A 20,142-nucleotide genomic window follows, 5' to 3' on the forward strand; every position below is an offset into this window, starting at 1 on the left:
GCATTCGCGCTGTGCAGATGGCCGAGCCAGAGCACGCAGCGTAAAGTCTTGGGAGACGGGCTAATATAACAGCCGTTTCGGTGCTTCGCACGGCTTGGAATATTGTTATTTCACGTTTGACTTTGTTGATTTATCGCAATGGGGCGGGCGAATTGTTTTATTTTATTTCGCGTGTCATCTGCGCGAGAAAGCGTTCGACCTCATGCGGGCTGCGCAAATGGTGCTTGACGAGATGCGAAGGCGCCTGCTCCAAAAAAGCCAGTGCACGAATACGACCATTCTTGCGATAGCCTGCCACCCATTTCAGGAAGTCCCAATCAAAACGTTCTACGCAACCTTCCGCCATATCCGGGCGGGAGCGACCATAGTGCTTTACCGTCCTTTTCAGAACGCGCCACAGCCGCCTCACGGTCGATATGTCGAGGAAAATCAGCATATCCGCTCGCGAGGCTCGATAATTCATAGTTTCGCTATGATTGCCTTCGAATATCCATGCGTCCTGATCCGCCGCCTGGATGGTGAGGCGACCGATCTTCTCACGCGGCCGCATCACCCAGCCCGGTTGCCAATAGAGGGTATCGATATGAACGACGGGTAAGCCGGTAATGCCGCCAAGCGCACGCGCGAGGCTTGATTTGCCCGATCCGGCGCCGCCAATGATCATGATCCGCTTTATCACCCGCATATCTCCGGATTTTAACTCTGTTCGAATAAAAATCGGACATGAGGTGTGAAGTACTATAATTTTACTTCATGGCACCTGCATGACCATAACGAGCAAAGAAAGTCGGTTAGAAAATTTGTATTGGAGTTGCGGGTAATATTGATCAAATGATTGACAGTCAACTTTGCGAGGCGCAATGTTGACGTATAAGCGGAACGGGCCAGAACAACGGCGACGCCTACCGTTCTTCTATATTAGCAAGATCGCAAGGCAGGAAATATGCCAGGTGATCGTGAGAGCTGCATTCGACAGGAGTGACAAGATGTCTATTCGATCCATCACAGCTATGGCCGGCACAGCCATTATCATGAGTGCCGCTGCGTTCGCTTTTTCATCGCCTGCCAATGCGTTGACGATGAAGGAATGTAGCGCAAAGTATCAGTCCGCCAAGGATGCGGGTACGCTTGGCAACATGAAGTGGAATGATTTCCGCAAGGCCCAGTGCGGTGACGGCGCGGATGCCGCCGCGGCTCCGGCTGCGCCCGCACCTGCCGCTCCGGCAAAACCTGCCGCTAAAAGTGCCGCTGCCCCTGCTGCAGACGACAGCGCCAAGGGCCTGACGATGAAGCAGTGCAGCGCCAAGTACCAGGCTGCCAAGGATGCCGGCACGGACAATGGTGCGAAGTGGAACGATTTCCGCAAGGCCGAGTGCGGCCCGGGCGCCGATCCGGTTGCGCTCAGCACGGACGGTAATTCCGAACCCGCAGCCCCCACGGTTGCTGCGCCGAAGGGCGTGAAGTTCCCGACCGCCGTATCAGCGAAGTACTCCAGCGAATCCGCTGGCAAGGCTCGCATGCACACCTGCCTCGAACAGTACCATGCACTGAAGGACGCCAATGCACTCGGCGGCCTGAAGTGGGTGCAGAAGGGCGGCGGTTATTACAGTCTCTGCAACGCGCGCCTGAAGGGTAACTCCTGATTTATTCGGTATTTGGAAACCAGAAAGGGGCCTTTCGGCCCCTTTTTATTTGGTTCGTGAGAACCAGCCTGTGACCGCGACGGCAAGCCAGCCGAGAATCATCAATGATCCGCCCGTCGGTGCGGCCATTGGAAAGAGCCGGTCGCCCGTCATGTCACGCATGAAGAGATCGCCGCAGAACAGGGCGAGACCGATAACAAGCAATGCCCCGCCCAGATAAGCGGCGCGACTTCTCGGTACGATGAGGGACAGCACCAGAAATGCAGGCGCGTGGCCGAGAAGCAATGGAGCAATATTGCCCAGATGGTTCTCCCCGCCATGGGCAGCACCTGCATAAGCTGCAATGGCGAGCGCGCCACACAGTCCGGCCAGCGTACTGAAAAGAATGTTCTGCTGCCGATTATCTGGTCGAATCTGCATATGGAGCTCCACCGTTCAGGCAGTTTCGCGAATATCTGCATGCTTGCGAGCATCTTCCAAAGCTGCGGGAAGAGCAGCTTCAAAGAGATCAAGTTGCTCGTCAATGCCCACACTCACGCGAATGCAGCGATCCAGAACCGGGGCTCCGGGTTTACGGACGAAAATGTCGCGCGCGATCAGCCCGTTGAGAACTGTCGTGGCGAACGCTCCATCCCTACCGCAATCGATGGCGACGAAATTCGTAGCGGATGGAATGGCTGAAAGACCGTTCGCGTCGGCGATTGCAGCGATACGGTCCCGACCAGCCTGTATTTTCCCAACCACGTCGTTCAGATAGGCTTGATCCTTGAGAGCCGCTATAGCTGCCGCCTGCGCGAGCCGGTTCACCGCGAAATGATCGCGAATCTTATCGAAAGATTTGATGGCTTCGGCAGCGCCTACCACATAGCCGCACCGGATTCCGGCAAGACCATAGGCTTTGGAGAAAGTACGCATCCGCAGAATATTCCGGCGGTCGGTTTCGAAGGGCGGGAAGGCAGATGCGGGTCCCGTTTCGCAATAGGCCTCATCCAGAATAAGCAGCGTGTTTTCCGGAACGCGCTCAATGAAGGACTGGATATCCGTCCCCTCATGCCAGGTTCCCATCGGATTATCAGGGTTGGCAAGATAAACGATGGCTGCATTTTCTTTGCGCGCTGCATCGAGAAGTCCGCCAAGGTCCGATTTATCGTCGATATAGGGAACGGTGACCAGTTTGCCGCCATAACCGGCAACGTGGTAGTTGAAAGTTGGATAGCCACCGAGCGAGTTGATAACCCTGTCGCCCTCCTGAACATATTGCCTGACCACAAGGCCAAGCAGAGCATCGACGCCCGCTCCCGGCATAATATTTTCTGGCTTTACACCGTGATGTGCTGCAATTGCGTGACGCAATCCATAATTTTCCGGGTCGCCATACTTCCAGATTTCGTGTGCTTCGTCCTGAATAGCTTCAAGTACGGAAGGCGCCGGTCCAAAACTGCTCTCATTCGCGCCGATTCGCGCCTTGAAGGACTTTCCGCGTTGCAATTCCAGCGTCTCGGGACCAGTAAAAGGTACGGTAGACGGCAGGCTTGCTACGAGTGGTGTAAGGCGAGGCGATCCCATGATGATTTCCAGTCGATTCTCAGTCCGGCACAATGCGGACAAGTCGGGCGGCTGGTTAAAGCTGTCAGTCACCTCCACCTGTCCTGCTGAGAAAGGCATAGCAACTTGTATTCGCCGGTGCCATCACAATGATTCTGCGTTGGCTGAATAATGGACCCAACGATCAGGCTGACGGTCGATTGATGCAAATGATCTATCCGGCCAAGCCGGATGATCCGGCATAAGCCCGAATATAAGAATCGCAAATACCACAGCCGCGCCAGTTAAAGCTGGCTTTCAAATCCCTAAAATGCCGAATGCGCTACGAACACAGTCCGAGTTGGTTGAATCAGACGGGTGTTCTGATCTGCTTCCGGACATGTTGTCCGAAAACCGCTGCGCAGCTTTAGAAATGCGCGTTAATGGACTTCGAGCACTTTCACACAGGAATCGAGGTCATGTGTCGCAAGATGGGCATAACGCATGGTCATTTGCAGGGTTTGGTGGCCCAGCCACATCTGCACACGACGGATATCGATTCCGCCTCGAACCAGGCGAGATGCGCAGGTGTGGCGCAGAATATGCGGCACGACCTGATCGTCCGTGCCAAGCCCGACTTCCATCTTTGCTTCATTCCAGATCTGGCGGAACCGGACCTGATTGAGCATAGAGAAGGGCCCCTTGAGCTTCTCACGCGAGATATGTGCTGCTTTTCGTGCGCGCCGGGTGAGGGGAACAGTGCGGCTGCGATTCGACTTGGTGAGCCAGAATGTAACCCGCTGATCCTGAATATCGTTCCAGGTGACGCCGATCGCTTCGCCGAGACGGCAACCCGTGTCGACCAAGAACAGGGAAAGCCGGTAGCTATCTTCGCAGCGCGACTTGATCGCAGCGAACAGGCGTTTTTCTTCCTCATATTCGAGGAATCGAATACGTCCGACTCGCTCTTTCTGCCGGATGAATTCCGGTAAATTGAAGATATCTCCCATCTTGTGCGCCTTTCGCAGCAGCTTGCTCAGCGCAGCCATCTTTCTATTGATGGTTGCATTGCTGTTGCCGCGCTCACGGAGCGAACCGATGACGGAGTCGAGCATTTCCTGATCGAAACCTGAAAAGCGCTCGCCTTTCAGAATCTCATCAATTTCGCCGAGAAACGACTTCACATTATACTTGTGCGACCCATCATCCCACAGGATGTTGATATATTTCCCCGTCAGTTCCGCCACCGAAAATTGTTCGACAAGCCGATGGTTCGGACTTTTGCTGGATGTGTATTTTAAGTTGTAGTCGACTATCGGCGCAAATTTGTCGCCCATGTCGATCTTCGTTTCCCCAACGACGATCATTGCACGCCCCCCATAGCTTTATGAGACGCACAATTAATGAAATAATTCTCAGAACACAAGATAAGTGAGCTAACTTTATGCGGAGACATTTTTAGATCCTTCTAAAAGACCGATAATTGCCCCCAGCTTTCTGTCGTCCCCCGTTACTCCCCTCGGTTTTTGACCCTTTTCGAAATCCCCATTTCTGAAGGATCAAATGCACGCATTCGTGAGCATCGTTTCAAATGAATGTGCGCCAACGGTTTCCCGTTGGCGCTTTTTGCTTAAGCGTCGATCTGATTAGAACGAGCGCTGGAAGCGGACCATGCCCTGCCAAGCGTCTTCGCCCTTGAGGACAGAGTTCTTGTCTTCCCACTTGGTGTAGGAAACTTCTGGCGTGATGGTGAAGCCAGGAACCAGTTCGTAAGCAACGTTCGCGGTTGCTGCGAAGGTTTCAGAGTCGTCATAGGCGAGCTGCAGGTTGAAGGTAGCCTTTTCGGTTGCCTTGTAAGCAGCGCCACCCCAAACAGCCCAATCGCCGCCCCAAGTGCCGTAGAAGCTGTTGATCTGGCGGATACCGCGATCACGACCGTTGGCGTCGGTGTAGACGTATTCATAAGTGTCGTCGTTGGACTTATAACCACCCATCACCCAGACCGAGAACTGGTCAGTGACGTTGATGTCAGCGCGGATCTTACCAGCCCATTCTTCGTTGTAAGCGTCGTAAGCCGCGACACCGACGATCGAGCCCCAGCCGCCAGCATACTTCAGACCACCCACTACATGTGGCATGTAGTCGTCGATCTTGCCGGAAATGGTGTATTCCGCACCAGTGTTGACGTCGCGGTACGTGCCAGTGTCAACATCGACGGTGTTACCCTGTTCGAGCGACAGGATGGCCGAGAAGCCGTTGCCGCCGGTGAAGGTGTAGCTGATCAAGCCGGTGCGATAGCCGCCAGCGAGGATCACGTCGTCGTTGATGACGTTGCCGAGGTAACCCGGGAAGGTTACGAAGGCCGATTCGTCGAGACCAACGCGCAGGCCGCCGAGCTGGATGTAACCGAAGCGCAGGGTGCCGGTCGAGCTAGAGTCAGCGCCGTCAGCCCACTGGAAACGCATTTCCGAATAAGTCTTGAGGGTGCCGAGTTCGGTTTCCGAAGCCGTCGAAACCTTGAGGGCAAAACGAGCAAGCTTCGACCAGGTGTCACGGTCGGTATCGACATCGCCGTTACGATCGGTGAAGCCGCGGCCGTAAACATTGTCACCGCCGGTTGCGTCGTAACGAACATAACCATGGATACGCAGGCAGGTTTCGGTGCCTGGGATGTAGAAGTAGCCGGCGCCGTAAGCATCGCAGACGCGGACATATTCAACGGCTTCTGGCTCTGGCGCGACGATTGCGTCGGCAGCCTGAGCGCCGGAAGCTGCAACCAGAGCTGCAGCGGAGCCAAGGAGAAGGCTCTTGATGTTCATTTCTGACCTCCAGTCAAGAATCGGAGGCAAGCGGAATAATGTATATTATTCAAATAGTTGCTGATTTTTGGAATTCGCGACACAAAAAACAGGAAGTTGGAGGGCCTGGCGGAGACGTCGCGGATATGGTGCACAATGGCATATAATCGCACGCCAAGAGGCGCATCGGGATCTGATTTTTCGGAAGAATATGCCTGAAGCAGCTGGCGGAGAGGATGGGATTCGAACCCACGAGACCCTTATGAGGTCTACTCCCTTAGCAGGGGAGCGCCTTCGACCACTCGGCCACCTCTCCGGTAAGGGCGAGATAGCCGGTACGCTTTGTCATTTCAAGCGAATTGCGCGCCAACTGGTAAAATTTCCTGCGAATTATCGCACTTTATATATACGCGCTCCGGAATGTTATGTGGAATCAGCCGCTTTCACCAAGGGGCAAAGGTGTTGTTTTGCGGATCTGTGGGAGGGAGATTCGTGCTGGTCCTCGCTAATGTGGCGGTTTGTGACGACAGTCTGACATATTCTCTGCCTGTAGCGCGGGAAGTCATGGATTCGCTTATCCAGGTCGGGTGCAATGCCAAATATCGCGTGTTTTCAAGCGTTAAGACCCGTTAATTCCAATTTACTTATGTTAATAAACTCTAAATCTCCCATCCAGAAACGGGCAATTTCGTGTCTTTTCTGCAACAGCGCTCCCTCATAGAAGCACCAGAAAGGTTGGGAGAGTGCATTCGATGTTGAAACGAGAAAGCGGGCGAGTATCTTCACATCCAGAAGAAGGAGCGCTTCGGGGTGACTTTTTCAAAAGGGGATGGGGACAGGTTGTCCTTCAGCCAAATCAGAATGCCCAGACCCATTTTTAACTTTGACTGGAGGTCAGAAATGAACATCAAGAGCCTTCTCCTTGGCTCCGCTGCAGCTCTGGTTGCAGCTTCCGGCGCTCAGGCTGCCGACGCAATCGTCGCGCCAGAGCCAGAAGCCGTTGAATATGTCCGCGTCTGCGATGCTTACGGCGCCGGCTACTTCTACATCCCAGGCACCGAAACCTGCCTGCGTATCCATGGTTATGTTCGTTACGACGCAACCGGCGGTGACCGCGTTTACGCTCGTACGCCTGGCGACCTGGACCGTGACACCTGGGGCAAGCTTGCTCGTGCAACGCTCCGCTTCTCGACCGCTTCGGAAACCGAACTCGGCACCCTGAAGACCTTCACCGAACTGCGTTACAACTGGAACGGCGGCGGCGACGGCGAAGAAGATGCATACGGCTCGAGCGAAAACAGCTCGCTGCGTTATGCTTACATCCAGCTCGGCGGTCTGCGCGTTGGTCTCGATGAATCGGCATTCGTGACCTTCACGGGTTACCTCGGCAACGTCATCAACGACGACGTGATCCTCGCTGGCGGCTACCGCACCAACCTCATCAGCTACACCTTCACCGGCGGCAACGGCTTCTCGGCCATCCTGTCGCTCGAAGAAGGCGGCAACGGCGATGCTGACGTTGACGTAACGCTCAAGGACTACACCCCGCACATCGTTGGCGGCCTGAAGTACGCTGGCGGCTGGGGTTCGATCGCAGCTGTTGGTGCTTACGACGCTCGTAACGAAGAGTGGGCTGCCAAGGTTCGCGGCGACGTCAACATCACGGACCGCTTCTCGGTCTGGGTACAGGGCGCTTACAAGTCTAACGACGACGAATATTTCGCTGCGTCGGATGGTAACGGTGGTCTTTACACCTACCGTGCGGTCACCAGCTTCTACGGCACGTGGGGCGGCGATTGGGCTGTCTGGGGTGGCGCTGCATTCAAGGCAACCGACAAGGCTACCTTCAACCTGCAGCTCGCTTACGACGACTCCAAGACCTTCGCAGCAACCGCAAACGTTGCTTACGAACTGGTTCCTGGCTTCACGATCACGCCTGAAGTCTCCTACACCAAGTGGGACGACAAAAACATCAGCCTCGACGGCAAGGATGCTTGGCAGGGCATGGTTCGCTTCCAGCGCTCGTTCTAATCCCTCAGGGATTGTTCAAAAGAACCCGGCAGCATCGCTGCCGGGTTTTTTGTTTTTCGATTTTTCACAGTTGTGATCTTGCTTTCACCGAAAACTCCGTCTTTGTACGAGTAAGACGCGGCGGGTTTTCGCCGCTTGGGTTCTCGTGATTTCCGGCGTGGAGGCGACATGTTCAAATGGTTTTGGCCCGGCTTAACATGGACCGCAGCGCTGACAGCGCTTGCGCTCTGGTTCGGGGCCGATCGGGTCGAGACGGATATCGCAACGCGCACCGGCGAGGCGCTCGCCCCATTCGTGTGGACGGGCTTCGATGTGGATGGCCGCGATGTCACGCTGAAAGGCATCGCCCCCGATCCAGAGGCGCAGTCTGCTGCGAAAGACGCGCTGGAAAAGGTATGGGGGATTCGGGAAATCACCGATCTGACGAGTGTTCTGCCCGTCGTGTCCCCCTATGTGTTACAGATAAAGAAGAGCGCTGACGGAATTATCCTGTCCGGTTCTGTTCCGGATAATGACATCAGGGATCGAATCATGACTGCTGCCGAAAATGCGGCTCCGGGCATCCCGCTCGACGATGAAATGGCGGTAGGCCGAGGCAACCCGGCGAACTTCGCTGATTCGGTGGAATTTGCCTTGCAGCTTCTGTCTGGCCTGCGGGAAGGGGAGGTCGAGGTTTCCGATCTTGATATTTCAATCAAGGGAAGGGCGGCGGACCGGGCCAGCTATCAAAAGCTCGAATCCCAATTGAAGTCTCCGCTTCCTTTCGGTTTGAAAGCCGAACGGGTCGAGATTGGCGAGCCCGAGCTCTTTTAGTGACGAAGACCGGCCCGGTTTGGACTGCATCTCCGCTGTTTTCTGTTCGGAATTGACAGCCCGCCTGTTCGGGCCTTTCCTTTCTCATTATGAATAGGCATAGCGGAGCATATGTTCCGTTTCCGGAACAGAAAGCGGACCTGACAATGTTATATTTAGCCGTATCGTTTTGGCCGGTTCTCGTTATGGCGGTTCTGATCGGCGCAGGCGTGGGCTGGCTGACTGGTTCGAAGTAGTGGTGGCGAATCTGGGGCGAGGAAAATTGACGGCGACAATGTTCGCCGGGCTTGAGTAATTTGGAGTACGAGGAAACCATATGCCGTTGCTGATTGTCCAACTGGCTGTTCTTGTTGCCATCGCCTTTGTTATAGGCTGCCTTTTAGGCCGCTTCGCAAGGCGTAGAAACGCTGCGATCCCGGATCGCGAGCGCACAATCATCGCCGCAGCACACGCCACATTGCCTGTCGACGAAAAGCCGGAACCGCCCAAGGAAGCCGAAGCACCGGCAGAAACCGAAAAACCCAGGGCTTCACCGCAGCCGGGCGAACCGGAGAAACTTCCGGTGAAGGTCGTGCCGGAAGCGGAAGTGGTTGGTAACTGGCCTTCGCCGGGCGAAGATCCGGCAGCAGAAACGGAACTCGTTCGCGACCCGGGCCGTCCGGAGCTTCTCGAAGCCGCCCGTCTCGGAAAACCCGATGATCTCACCGCCATAAAAGGTATCGGCAGGGCAGTTCAGGAATTGCTCAACGGTATCGGCGTGTTTCACTACGACCAGATTGCCGGCTGGAACGATGAAGAATCGCGCTGGATCGAGCGTAATATAGGTTTTCCGCGCCGTGTGGAGCGTGAGGACTGGATCGCGCAAGCTGCAAAATTGGTGAATGCGGCAAACAAAGCGAGTGCCAAACGAGCGGAAAAGCCTCGGAAGGCAGCTGCCAAACCAAAACCGCGACGGACAAAAAAAGCAGGCGAATAGCCTGCTTTTTCTTTGCCTTGTATATTTTGGCCTAACGGCGGCCGTAAATCAGGTCAGCCTGGATATCGGCGCTGCCGGTCAGGCGAGCCTTGTATACCTCGTAGTTTTCCATCACGCGCTGAACGTAGTTCCGTGTTTCGGAATAGGGAATACGTTCGATCCAGTCCACGACCTGATCGATTGGCTTGCCGCGCGGGTCGCCGTATTTTTCGACCCATTCCGATGCGCGGCGGGGTCCGGCATTGTATCCGGCAAAGGTGAGGACGTAGGACCCGTTGAAACGGTCGAGTTGTTCGCCGAGGAAATGGGCGCCCAGCGTGGCATTGTATCCTGCATCGGTCGTGAGACGCGGTGCGGAGAAGTTCATGCCGTTACGCGTTGCCACGCTTTTCGCAGTCGCCGGCATCAATTGCAGCAAACCGCGTGCTCCGGCTTTCGAGACTGCGCCGACATTGAATTCGCTTTCCTGTCGCGCGATTGCATAGGCGAGAGCCTTGCCCGACCCGTTTATATTCGCGCTGGCAGGAATTGCACCCAGCGGATGTGATAAGGCGCCGACGTCAAGGCCGCGCAGGGCAGCAGTTTTGCCGACGCGCAGCGCCAGGTAATGATTCTCGTTGCGTTCGGCCATAACCGCCAGCAGGGCCAGCTCGCCTACACTGTCGAGCTCCTGCGAAAGCTGGTTATAGAGCGCGGTTGCCCGGTTGCTGTAGCCGACCTGTTCCAGTCGCTTGATAGCCTGCACGGCAGGTCGGCCGGCAAAGCGTGTGCGATCCGCATCCGTTGGTTTCGGATAGATGAGTTCCGGCGCCTTTTCGTCCAGCTTGGCTGCTGAAAGCTGCCCGTAGAAGGTCGTACCGAAATGAGCGGAACGACGATAATACGCGCGCGCATCGCCGCCGCTACCTGCTTCAGCCGACCGTCCAAGCCAATAGAAGGCGCGGGAGGCGGAAATCGGCCGCGATGAAATTTCTGCGATCTTCGCAAAATGCGGCGCCGCCATCTTCGGCTGGTTCAGAGCGCGGAGCGCATACCATCCGGCATGGAATTCCGCTTCTGCCGCCATCGTGGGGGATTCGGCGGCGTGGGCGGAAACCAGCTTGTAGGCGAGTTGTGGCTTGCCCTGATCAAGCAGTTCCCGCGACAGGATACGCCGTTCAACCCACCATGCATCCGGATCGACCAGTGCCGAGGCTTGACGCGGCGCTTTCAGCATGAGGTCCGTTGCTTCGTTGTAGCGCTCGGCGCGCCGCAGATAGCGAATCTTCAGGAACTGATAGGCGGCATTGCCCTGCCAGGTGCGGTCGATGTCCGCTATCGCCTTGGCCGCGTTTGGAGACTTCTGTGCAACCGCCGCAAAGGCATTGTAGAGCGATTGTGCCTGCGCCGGACCCGCAAGCAGTTTTGCCGATTGCATGCGGTCATTATAAAGAGAACGCAGAATGCGGCGCTGATGGTCCTCACGCGCCAGGACACCCGAGAACTCTTTCAGAATCTTTTGCTCGTCATCGGCGGAAAGGCGCTGCGTCGACCACCACGGCGACAGTAACTCGCGCGCTTTGGCTGTGTTCCCGGTGCCGACATAGGCGCGGGCGAGAAGGATCATGCCCTGTGTTGTTTGGGGACGCGTGCTGCCGAATGTGGCGATTACCGTTGCGGGAGCCGGATTTTCCTTGAACAGAGCCCGTTCCGAATTGCTGCGCAGAACCGACATTCCCGGCCAGCCGCGCAGATCCGTCGCTGCGGTTGCAATTTCTGCGCTTGGCACACCGTCGAGGCCGGACGTGGCAATTGCCCAGGTCAGAATCTGACGGTCGAGAGAGCCATGCGGCATGGCGTTGCGAAATGCTATCGCACTTGCGGTGTCGCGGGAGGAAAGCGCATCAAGTCCGCTTTTCAGCGCTCCGCCGATCGCGGCCGGGTTTTCCATACGGCTGACCGCAGAAGTCACGACCGGATCGGGCGTAGCCGGACGCGGCTTCGGCGTCACCAGATTCATTGGCGACTGATGCGTCGTGGTCGGTGCAAACGGGCGCGCCAGCGGAGTTGGAATATCCGACGGCAGCGACGATTGCGCGAGCGAAATCACCGGCTGCAAGGCAGCCGCAACAAAGCAACTCGCAAGGAGTGCTTTTTTCTTCAAGGATATCGCTACGGCTTGTTTTGACATTGGCTAACTAGAACAAAGACTTGGTTGATGCGCAATATGTTGTTGAAATCAGGCTTTTCTTAGCCGGGCTTTTGGCTGTCGATTTCTCCTGCAAGGTTAGGCTTGAGGAATGAATCTATCCTTAACAAAGCGTTATCTTCGACCTCTGCCGGGCGCACTCACTCCGCGACGTTTGATCTTCCTTTAATCAATCTCGGCGTATCATCGGCAGTACATGGAACCAGCAACAGATTTTGCCGCAAAAGTGCCGCATTACGCTTGTTTTGCCAGCATACCCCGCTTGCTCCGCTCGTGTGGCAAGACTATTGTGCAACGCCTCAACCTGATCGCATGCCCAAGATGATCGGGGAATGAGGTCCCATCTTTCTTTTTTCAGGAGTTCACTAATGCTGAAGGGCTCAATTACCGCGCTTGTCACGCCATTCGATTCCGAAGGAGCGTTCGACGAGAAAGCCTTTCGCGCATTCGTAAACTGGCAGATCGAAGAAGGTACAAAAGGACTGGTTCCCGTCGGAACGACCGGCGAGACGCCGACCCTGTCGCATGATGAGCACAAGCGCGTCATTGAGGTTTGTATCGAGGTTGCCGCTGGCCGCGTTCCCGTGATTGCCGGTGCCGGCTCCAACAATACGGTGGAAGCGATCGAACTGGCGCAGCATGCCGAAAAGGCCGGTGCTGATGCCGTTCTCGTCGTCACGCCCTATTACAACAAGCCGAACCAGCGTGGCCTTTACGAACATTTCTCGCGCGTGGCCCGTTCCATTTCGGTCCCGCTCATCATCTACAATATCCCCGGTCGTTCGGTCATCGACATGACGCCGGAAACGATGGGGGCTCTGGTCCGAGACCACAAGAACATCGTGGGCGTCAAGGATGCCACCGGCAAGATCGAGCGCGTTTCGGAACAGCGTGCTACCTGCGGCAAGGACTTCATCCAGCTCTCCGGTGAAGATGCCACCGCTCTCGGCTTCAACGCCCATGGCGGGGTAGGGTGCATTTCGGTGACGTCCAATATCGCGCCGCGCCTTTGCGCCGAATTTCAGGATGCGTGTCAGGCTGGCGATTTCGCCAGGGCGCTCGAATTACAGGATCGCCTCATGCCGCTGCACAAGGCGCTCTTCATCGAGCCGAATCCCTCTGGTCCGAAATATGCCCTGTCGCGACTTGGCCGCGTGGAAAATGCGCTGCGCTCGCCGATGGTGACGGTCGAAGCCGCGACGGCAGAGAAGATCGATCAGGCCATGAAGCACGCGGGTCTCGTCAACTGACCTGCAAACTTTGCCGCTTTCTCTGATTTTTACGCTCCCGTAGCTTCGGGAGCGTTTTCATTTCAGGCATTGCACATTATATGGTGCCATCATGAACAAGCCCAAGAACTCTCCTGTGCGCAAGATCATCGCGGAAAACCGCAAGGCGCGCTTCAATTTTGAAATTCTTGATACGCTCGAAGCCGGTCTCGTTTTGACAGGCACCGAGGTCAAGTCGCTGCGCGCCAATCAGTCCAACATAGCGGAAAGCTATGCGAGCTTTGAAAATGGCGAGTTCTGGCTCATCAATTCGTATATTCCCGAATATACGCAGGGCAATCGCTTCAATCACGAGCCGCGGCGTCTGCGCAAGCTGCTCATCAGCAAGCGCGAAATGTCCCGCTTGTTCAACTCCGTGTCCCGCGACGGGATGACCGTGGTCCCCTTGAAGCTCTACTTCAATGATCGGGGGCGCGCGAAGCTGGAACTGGCGCTGGCGCGAGGCAAGAAGACTCACGACAAGCGCGAGACGGAAAAGAAGCGCGACTGGAACCGCGAAAAGGCCCGCTTGCTGCGGGACCGCGGTTGAACACAGGAAAGTAAAAAGAGCGCCTCAGGCGCTCTTTTGATTCAGATAATCGCGCACGTTCCGGAATACGGTGCGGAACATGGCATCCGTCAGCCGCCCGGTATTCGTATTATAGCGTGAGCAGTGATAGCTGGAAAAAATACGCAAGCTGCCGATATCGCTTGCCCTGTCGTGGCCGAAGGGATGTCGCGCCACCGGCGCCCCCAGTGCGCGAACGGTCGATTGGTGAGCGATAGTTCCCAAGGTGACCACGGCTTGCAGATTTGGAAACCGGGTCAGCATTGGCGACAAAAACTGGCGGCAATTATTGATCTCGGAGCCGATTGGCTTGTTCTCCGGCGGGACACAGCGGACCGCATTGACGATGCTCGCATCCAGCAGGCGCAGGCTATCGTCCGGGCGGGCCTCGAACTTGCCGGTGGCAAATCCGAATTCGCAGAGCGTGCTATAGAGAAGATCACCGGCATAATCCCCGGTGAAGGGGCGTCCGGTCCGGTTGGCGCCGCGCAGGCCCGGCGCCAGCCCTACGATCAGGAGCCGGACATCGGCGTCATCCGCCGGCAGGAACGGAGGAACCGGGGCATTATGCCATGACGGCTCCTTGCGTCGCCATTCTTGCAGGAAGGCGTGCAGTCTCGGACAGATGTGACAGTTAGGAGATGGTTCGGAATTCATGCCCTTGCATGAACCGGCTCGACGATGGCGTCAATAGCTGTCGTCGAGGTCATCATCCTGACGGCGTGCCGGACGTTCTGATGGATCGCGGCCAATCTCGGCCTTGAGCGAGACCAGATCAATGAAATGATCAGCCTGGCGGCGCAATTCATCCGAAATCATGGCAGGCTGCGTGGTGAGGGTCGAGACGACCGAAACCTTGCGGCCCTTGCGCTGAAGAGCTTCCGCCAGCGAGCGGAAATCGCCATCGCCGGAAAAGATCACGAAATGGTCGACTGTATCGGTGAGTTGCATGGCATCAACCGTCAGTTCGATGTCCATGTTGCCCTTCACCTTGCGGCGTCCGGTGGAATCGGTGAATTCCTTGGCGGCTTTAGTGACGACCTTGTAGCCGTTATAATCCAGCCAGTCGATCAGCGGACGGATCGAGGAATATTCCTGATCTTCGACGAGGGCGGTGTAATAATAAGCGCGGAGCAGATAGCCACGCTTTTGAAATGCCTTCAAAAGCTTCCGATAATCAATATCGAACCCCAGGGTCTTTGAGGCAGCGTATAAATTGGCGCCATCAATAAAAAGCGCAATCTTTTCACGAGAATCGAACATCGTGCAATATATCCACTCTACGGCCGGACGGGAGTGGACCGGCGACCGCTTATTCAGTTTGTTTTCTAAACGGCGGGTGGTATCGAAATTTACCAGTGCGTTTATTGCCTTCTAAGGACATATCACAGAAAAACAAGCAACCACTGGTTGTTATTTGCCCCCACTAAATTACCAGTAAGTGAGTCTTGTCCCGTTAATGCCTGTCGCGTTTACAAAATATTGTGCCGTTTTGACGCGTCGCCGTGTTTTATGGGGCGAATCCATGAATTTTGACGTTATTTTGCCAGATTTCACGCGGTACTGCAGGAGCAATTCCGCTTTTGCTTGTAATTTGGCTTCACAAGCGTTATGTGGGGAAAAATCCATTAAAGTTCGAGAAATGAAAGGGACCGCGCATGGCCCGCGTCACTGTTGAGGACTGCGTAGATAAGGTCGAGAACCGTTTTGAGCTGGTTCTGCTGGCTGGTCACCGTGCTCGCCAGATTTCCCAGGGTGCACAGATCACCATCGACCGCGACAACGACAAGAATCCCGTCGTTGCCCTGCGCGAGATCGCCGACGAAACCCTGTCGCCGGACGATCTGAAGGAAGATCTCATCCATTCGCTGCAGAAGCATGTGGAAGTCGACGAGCCGGAAGCGGCCGCACCTGCCCAGATCGCCTCTTCTTCGGAAGACGTTGCGGAAGGCATTGCAGACGCTGCCGAAGAAGATGTGGTGGCTTTCGACCGCATGTCGGAAGAAGAGCTGCTCGCCGGTATCGAAGGCCTCGTCGCGCCAGAGAAGAACGACGACTTCTAATCGTCGTCCGGATTATCTTTTTTTGCATGCGCTGCGACTTTCCAGTCGTGGCGCATGTTTTTATGCGCTGATGAAACGCCTGCGTCATTGGTCCCAGCCCCTCCTTTGTGGGCCGAAAGGATGCGCGACCCTTTAATGACGAGCCATTTCTGCCGGAAATTAATATTGTCGGCAGAAAATTAAGCCTAAATGCCGAGAACTGTTCGATTTTCGGCGATTTTGGGTCACAATGCCCGATATGTTAGCAAGTATCGGTTTCCAAAGGGAGTTTTCGTAGATGATGCGCCAATATGAGCTTGTGGAGCGTGTACAGCGATACAAGCCTGACGTGAATGAGGCGCTTCTAAACAAGGCATATGTCTATGCCATGCAAAAGCATGGCAGTCAGAAACGTGCTTCCGGCGATCCCTATTTTTCCCATCCTCTGGAAGTCGCCGCGATCCTCACCGATATGCATCTCGACGAAGCGACGATTGCGATCGCGCTCCTGCATGATACGATTGAAGACACGACGGCCACCCGGCAGGAAATCGATCAGCTTTTCGGCCCCGAAATCGGCAAGCTCGTAGAAGGGCTGACCAAGCTCAAAAAACTCGACCTCGTTTCGAAGAAGGCAGTGCAGGCGGAAAACCTTCGCAAGCTGCTTCTGGCGATTTCCGAAGATGTCCGTGTGCTTCTCGTCAAGCTGGCGGACCGTCTGCATAATATGCGCACGCTCGGCGTGATGCGGGAAGACAAACGCTTGCGCATCGCCGAGGAAACGATGGATATCTATGCCCCGCTTGCTGGCCGCATGGGTATGCAGGATATGCGCGAGGAGCTCGAAGAGCTGGCATTCCGCTATATCAATCCGGATGCGTGGCGCGCGGTTACGGATCGTCTGGCCGAACTTCTGGAAAAGAATCGTGGCCTGCTGCAGAAGATCGAAAAGGACCTGTCGGAAATTTTCGAGAAGCATGGCATCAAGGCCAGTGTGAAGAGCCGCCAGAAAAAGCCATGGTCCGTTTTTCGCAAGATGGAGACCAAGGGCCTGTCGTTCGAGCAGCTTTCCGACATTTTCGGCTTCCGCGTCATGGTCGATACGGTGCAGGATTGCTATCGCGCGCTTGGTCTCATTCACACGACATGGTCGATGGTTCCGGGCCGGTTCAAGGACTATATTTCCACGCCCAAGCAGAACGACTACCGGTCGATCCACACCACCATCATCGGTCCGTCGCGCCAGCGCATCGAGTTGCAGATACGCACCCGCGAAATGGATGAGATTGCCGAGTTCGGCGTCGCCGCGCACTCGATCTACAAGGATCGCGGCAGCGCGAACAACCCGCACAAGATTTCCACCGAAACCAATGCCTATGCATGGTTGCGCCAGACCATCGAGCAGCTTTCCGAAGGCGATAATCCGGAAGAGTTCCTCGAACACACCAAGCTGGAGCTTTTCCAGGATCAGGTCTTCTGCTTCACGCCGAAAGGCCGACTGATCGCTTTGCCGCGCGGCGCGACGCCCATTGATTTCGCATATGCCGTTCACACCGATATCGGTGACAGCTGCGTCGGGGCGAAGGTCAATGGCCGCATCATGCCGCTGATGACTGAACTGAAGAACGGCGATGAAGTCGATATCATCCGTTCCAAGGCGCAGGTTCCCCCTGCCGCCTGGGAGTCGCTTGTCGCAACCGGCAAGGCACGCGCCGCCATCCGCCGCGCAACGCGTTCGGCTGTCCGCAAGCAATATTCGGGGCTTGGCATGCGCATTCTTGAACGCGCTTTCGAGCGCGCCGGAAAGCCATTCAGCAAGGATATACTGAAACCGGGGCTCCCGCGCCTTGCGCGCAAGGATGTGGAGGATGTGCTGGCGGCTGTCGGACGCGGTGAACTGCCGTCAACCGATGTCGTCAAGGCCGTTTATCCCGACTATCAGGATACACGCGTGACCTCGCAGAACAACCCGGCGAAGACCGGCGAGAAGGGTTGGTTCAATATCCAGAACGCCGCCGGCATGATATTCAAGGTTCCTGAGGGCAGCGAAGACGCGACAAAGTCCGATGCCGAGGCCGCGCCGAAGCCGGGGAAAAAGGCCCTCCCGATTCGCGGCACCAATTCCGACCTGCCGGTGCGCTTTGCCCCGGAAGGTGCCGTGCCGGGCGACCGTATTGTCGGCATTCTTCAGCCCGGCGCCGGTATAACGATCTACCCGATCCAGTCGCCTGCGCTGACAGCCTATGACGATCAGCCCGAACGCTGGATCGATGTGCGTTGGGATATCGACGAGCAGATGAGCGAGCGGTTCCCGGCGCGGATCAGCGTATCGGCCATCAATTCGCCGGGCTCGCTCGCGGAAATAGCGCAGATCGTGGCGGCCAACGACGCCAATATTCACAATCTTTCCATGGTGCGCACCGCACCGGACTTCACCGAGATGATTATCGATGTCGAGGTTTGGGACCTCAAGCATCTCAACCGTATCATTTCCCAATTGAAAGAAAGCGCGAGCGTCAGTGGCGCGAAACGCGTGAACGGATAGGACTAAGATGAACACTGAAGATGTGCTTGCCGTCTTCCGCGAAGCGGGAGCGATCCTTGAGGGCCACTTTATTTTGACGTCAGGCCTGCGCAGCCCCGTTTTTCTGCAGAAGGCGCGTGTTTTCATGCATGCCGACAAGACGGAAAAGCTTTGCAAGGCACTGGCGGAAAAGATCGAGGCGGCAGATCTCGGGACAATCGATTACGTGGTCGGGCCGGCGATTGGCGGGCTGATTCCTTCCTATGAGACCTCGCGGCATCTGCACGTTCCGTCGGTTTGGGTTGAGCGCGAAAACGGCGTATTCCGCCTGCGGCGTTTCGATGTGCCGAAAGGCGCGCGCGTGGTCATCGTGGAAGATATCGTCACGACCGGACTTTCCATCCGCGAAACGATCGACTGCATGAAGGACCTCGGTATCGAAGTCGTGGCTGCGGCCTGCATCGTCGACCGCTCGGCGGGGAAGGCCGATGTCGGCACGAAGCTGATTTCGCTCGCCGAATACGAAGTTCCAGCCTATCCCGCGGATAAATTGCCGCCGGAGCTTGCTGCAATTCCGGCTGTGAAGCCCGGCAGCCGCAACATTTAAGCAAGGCAAGCCCACGGCTTTCGATGCGCTGCAGGGGCAATACACCCCTGCGGCGAAATTCCGCTTTGCGGGACGCGTTCTAGTTACCTATTTAAGGGATGCCGCAAAGACGTCCTTCCGCTTCCACAAACAGGATTCCATCGTGAGTGTAGCGCCTATCATATTCGATCCCAGATCGCCCTACCGTGCGCCATGTGGGGTATGCGCGGATTGCGATGTTCGGCGGATGGCGGTTTGCGCTGCCCTGGACGACGGCGATCTTGGCGCTCTGGAAGCCATCATGACCTCCAAGCGGCTTGATGCCAATGAGCAGCTGGTGGAAGAGGGCGAGCCGAAGCGCCGTGTCTTCAGCCTCACTTCCGGCATGCTGCGCATCTATACGTCTCTTCCAGACGGGCGGCGGCAGATTGCGGGTTTCCTGTTCCCCGGCGATTATCTCGGTCTGGCTGACGACGAGACTTACTCCCAGTCGGTTGAAGCTGTCGTGCCCTCGGTTCTGTGTGCATTTTCCACCAGGGAGATGGACGATCTGATGGAGCGCTTTCCCAAGCTGAAGGAACGCCTGCATCAAATGACGCGGGCCGCACTGCGCACAGCGCGCGACAACCAGCTTGTTCTCGGACGCCTCGCACCGGTGGAAAAGCTCGCGAGCTTCCTTCTGGTTCTTTCCGCCCGGGCGGAGAAACGCGGCGAGAAGCCCAATCCTGTTCATCTGTCGATGAATCGTACCGACATTGCCGATTATCTGGGCTTGACGATCGAAACTGTCAGCCGCAGCTTCACAAAGCTCAAGACACAAGGCCTCATTCAGTTGATAGACGCCAATACGGTGGAAATCCTGTCCCGCCGTTCGCTGGCGGCCGTTGCCGGAATGGACCCGGAGAGCCTTTAGAGCTTTCCGGCAAAATTGCTTAGAAAACACGCTGATTTCGAGCCATCGTCGCGCGTATTTCCGTTGATTCAAATCAATGCAGTGTCCGGCGGAACAGCCTATCCCTGACCATGGAAGTTGACGCGACCGTCAGGATCGCGCCGTTCAAAATGGGGAAAACAGGTGCTGTTGTGGCTGGGAATTGCAATATCGGCTGTCATGCATGCGGGCTTCCGTGCCGCATCATGCCATCTTGTCCCGCAGAATGTCGCCCCGGTTCGGGTGCGCG

18 protein-coding genes and 1 tRNA gene are annotated in these 20,142 nt (G+C 56.2%); 10 read left to right on the forward strand and 9 right to left on the reverse strand.

The window, feature by feature from the left end:
* Positions 1-157: 157 nt before the first annotated feature.
* Positions 158-685 (reverse strand): P-loop NTPase family protein, encoded by a 528-nt coding sequence (locus tag J9800_RS13720; protein ID WP_112590609.1) that lies wholly within the window; start codon positions 683-685, stop codon positions 158-160.
* A gap of 301 nt (positions 686-986) precedes the next feature.
* Between J9800_RS13720 and J9800_RS13725 the strand changes: the two genes are divergently transcribed.
* Positions 987-1,643 (forward strand): antifreeze protein, encoded by a 657-nt coding sequence (locus J9800_RS13725; RefSeq protein WP_112590607.1) that lies wholly within the window; start codon positions 987-989, stop codon positions 1,641-1,643.
* Positions 1,644-1,688: 45 nt separating this feature from the next.
* Here the strand turns inward: J9800_RS13725 and J9800_RS13730 are convergent, their stop codons facing one another.
* The 5 genes from J9800_RS13730 to J9800_RS13750 all read right to left on the reverse strand — a co-directional run bounded on the left by J9800_RS13730 (position 1,689) and on the right by J9800_RS13750 (position 6,281).
* Positions 1,689-2,063 carry a DUF423 domain-containing protein gene (locus tag J9800_RS13730; protein WP_112590606.1) on the reverse strand — a complete coding sequence of 125 codons (375 nt, stop codon included), beginning with the start codon at positions 2,061-2,063 and terminating at the stop codon, positions 1,689-1,691.
* A gap of 15 nt (positions 2,064-2,078) precedes the next feature.
* Positions 2,079-3,209 (reverse strand): pyridoxal phosphate-dependent aminotransferase, encoded by a 1,131-nt coding sequence (locus J9800_RS13735; protein WP_112590604.1) that lies wholly within the window; start codon positions 3,207-3,209, stop codon positions 2,079-2,081.
* A 398-nt stretch (positions 3,210-3,607) separates the two neighbouring features.
* Positions 3,608-4,534, reverse strand: coding sequence for a tyrosine-type recombinase/integrase (locus tag J9800_RS13740; protein WP_112590603.1), 927 nt, complete (start codon positions 4,532-4,534; stop codon positions 3,608-3,610).
* A 279-nt stretch (positions 4,535-4,813) separates the two neighbouring features.
* Positions 4,814-5,986, reverse strand: a complete 1,173-nt coding sequence (locus J9800_RS13745) for a porin (RefSeq protein WP_113462494.1) — start codon at positions 5,984-5,986, stop codon at positions 4,814-4,816.
* A 204-nt stretch (positions 5,987-6,190) separates the two neighbouring features.
* A tRNA-Ser gene (locus J9800_RS13750) sits at positions 6,191-6,281 on the reverse strand.
* Positions 6,282-6,865: 584 nt separating this feature from the next.
* Between J9800_RS13750 and J9800_RS13755 the strand changes: the two genes are divergently transcribed.
* The 3 genes from J9800_RS13755 (at position 6,866) to J9800_RS13765 (ending at position 9,785) form a co-directional block, all read left to right on the forward strand.
* Positions 6,866-7,996, forward strand: coding sequence for a porin (locus tag J9800_RS13755; protein WP_113462495.1), 1,131 nt, complete (start codon positions 6,866-6,868; stop codon positions 7,994-7,996).
* A gap of 168 nt (positions 7,997-8,164) precedes the next feature.
* Entirely contained in the window at positions 8,165-8,809 is a 645-nt protein-coding gene (locus J9800_RS13760; protein ID WP_112592152.1) for a BON domain-containing protein, read from the forward strand.
* Positions 8,810-9,125: 316 nt separating this feature from the next.
* Positions 9,126-9,785 (forward strand): helix-hairpin-helix domain-containing protein, encoded by a 660-nt coding sequence (locus J9800_RS13765; protein WP_112592151.1) that lies wholly within the window; start codon positions 9,126-9,128, stop codon positions 9,783-9,785.
* A 31-nt stretch (positions 9,786-9,816) separates the two neighbouring features.
* Here J9800_RS13765 and J9800_RS13770 read toward each other — a convergent pair whose 3' ends face one another.
* Complete coding sequence (locus tag J9800_RS13770) at positions 9,817-11,955, reverse strand: lytic transglycosylase domain-containing protein (RefSeq protein WP_210845854.1); 2,139 nt, start codon at positions 11,953-11,955, stop codon at positions 9,817-9,819.
* Positions 11,956-12,341: 386 nt separating this feature from the next.
* Between J9800_RS13770 and dapA the strand changes: the two genes are divergently transcribed.
* Both dapA and smpB read left to right on the forward strand, forming a co-directional pair.
* Complete coding sequence (gene dapA / locus J9800_RS13775; RefSeq protein WP_112592149.1) at positions 12,342-13,223, forward strand: 4-hydroxy-tetrahydrodipicolinate synthase; 882 nt, start codon at positions 12,342-12,344, stop codon at positions 13,221-13,223.
* Positions 13,224-13,314: 91 nt separating this feature from the next.
* Complete coding sequence (gene smpB, locus J9800_RS13780; protein ID WP_112592147.1) at positions 13,315-13,791, forward strand: SsrA-binding protein SmpB; 477 nt, start codon at positions 13,315-13,317, stop codon at positions 13,789-13,791.
* 24 nt (positions 13,792-13,815) lie between these two features.
* Here the strand turns inward: smpB and J9800_RS13785 are convergent, their stop codons facing one another.
* Positions 13,816-14,466: a uracil-DNA glycosylase gene (locus tag J9800_RS13785; protein WP_112592145.1), complete on the reverse strand. Its 651-nt coding sequence runs from the start codon at positions 14,464-14,466 to the stop codon at positions 13,816-13,818.
* Positions 14,467-14,496: 30 nt separating this feature from the next.
* Positions 14,497-15,072 (reverse strand): LabA-like NYN domain-containing protein, encoded by a 576-nt coding sequence (locus tag J9800_RS13790; protein WP_112592144.1) that lies wholly within the window; start codon positions 15,070-15,072, stop codon positions 14,497-14,499.
* Positions 15,073-15,467: 395 nt separating this feature from the next.
* Between J9800_RS13790 and rpoZ the strand changes: the two genes are divergently transcribed.
* The 4 genes from rpoZ to J9800_RS13810 all read left to right on the forward strand — a co-directional run bounded on the left by rpoZ (position 15,468) and on the right by J9800_RS13810 (position 19,874).
* A complete protein-coding gene (rpoZ, locus tag J9800_RS13795; protein ID WP_112592142.1) occupies positions 15,468-15,872 on the forward strand; it encodes a DNA-directed RNA polymerase subunit omega in 405 nt (134 codons plus the stop codon).
* A gap of 277 nt (positions 15,873-16,149) precedes the next feature.
* The gene (locus J9800_RS13800) at positions 16,150-18,396 is read left to right on the forward strand and encodes a RelA/SpoT family protein (protein ID WP_112592141.1); all 2,247 of its coding nucleotides are present in this window, start codon (positions 16,150-16,152) and stop codon (positions 18,394-18,396) included.
* A gap of 7 nt (positions 18,397-18,403) precedes the next feature.
* Positions 18,404-18,982 (forward strand): orotate phosphoribosyltransferase, encoded by a 579-nt coding sequence (gene pyrE, locus J9800_RS13805; protein WP_112592139.1) that lies wholly within the window; start codon positions 18,404-18,406, stop codon positions 18,980-18,982.
* A 226-nt stretch (positions 18,983-19,208) separates the two neighbouring features.
* Positions 19,209-19,874 carry a helix-turn-helix domain-containing protein gene (locus tag J9800_RS13810; protein WP_286167516.1) on the forward strand — a complete coding sequence of 222 codons (666 nt, stop codon included), beginning with the start codon at positions 19,209-19,211 and terminating at the stop codon, positions 19,872-19,874.
* The last annotated feature ends 268 nt before the right edge of the window (positions 19,875-20,142 follow it).

The sequence above is a fragment of the Ochrobactrum sp. AP1BH01-1 genome (assembly GCF_018066705.1).
Classification (GTDB): domain Bacteria; phylum Pseudomonadota; class Alphaproteobacteria; order Rhizobiales; family Rhizobiaceae; genus Brucella.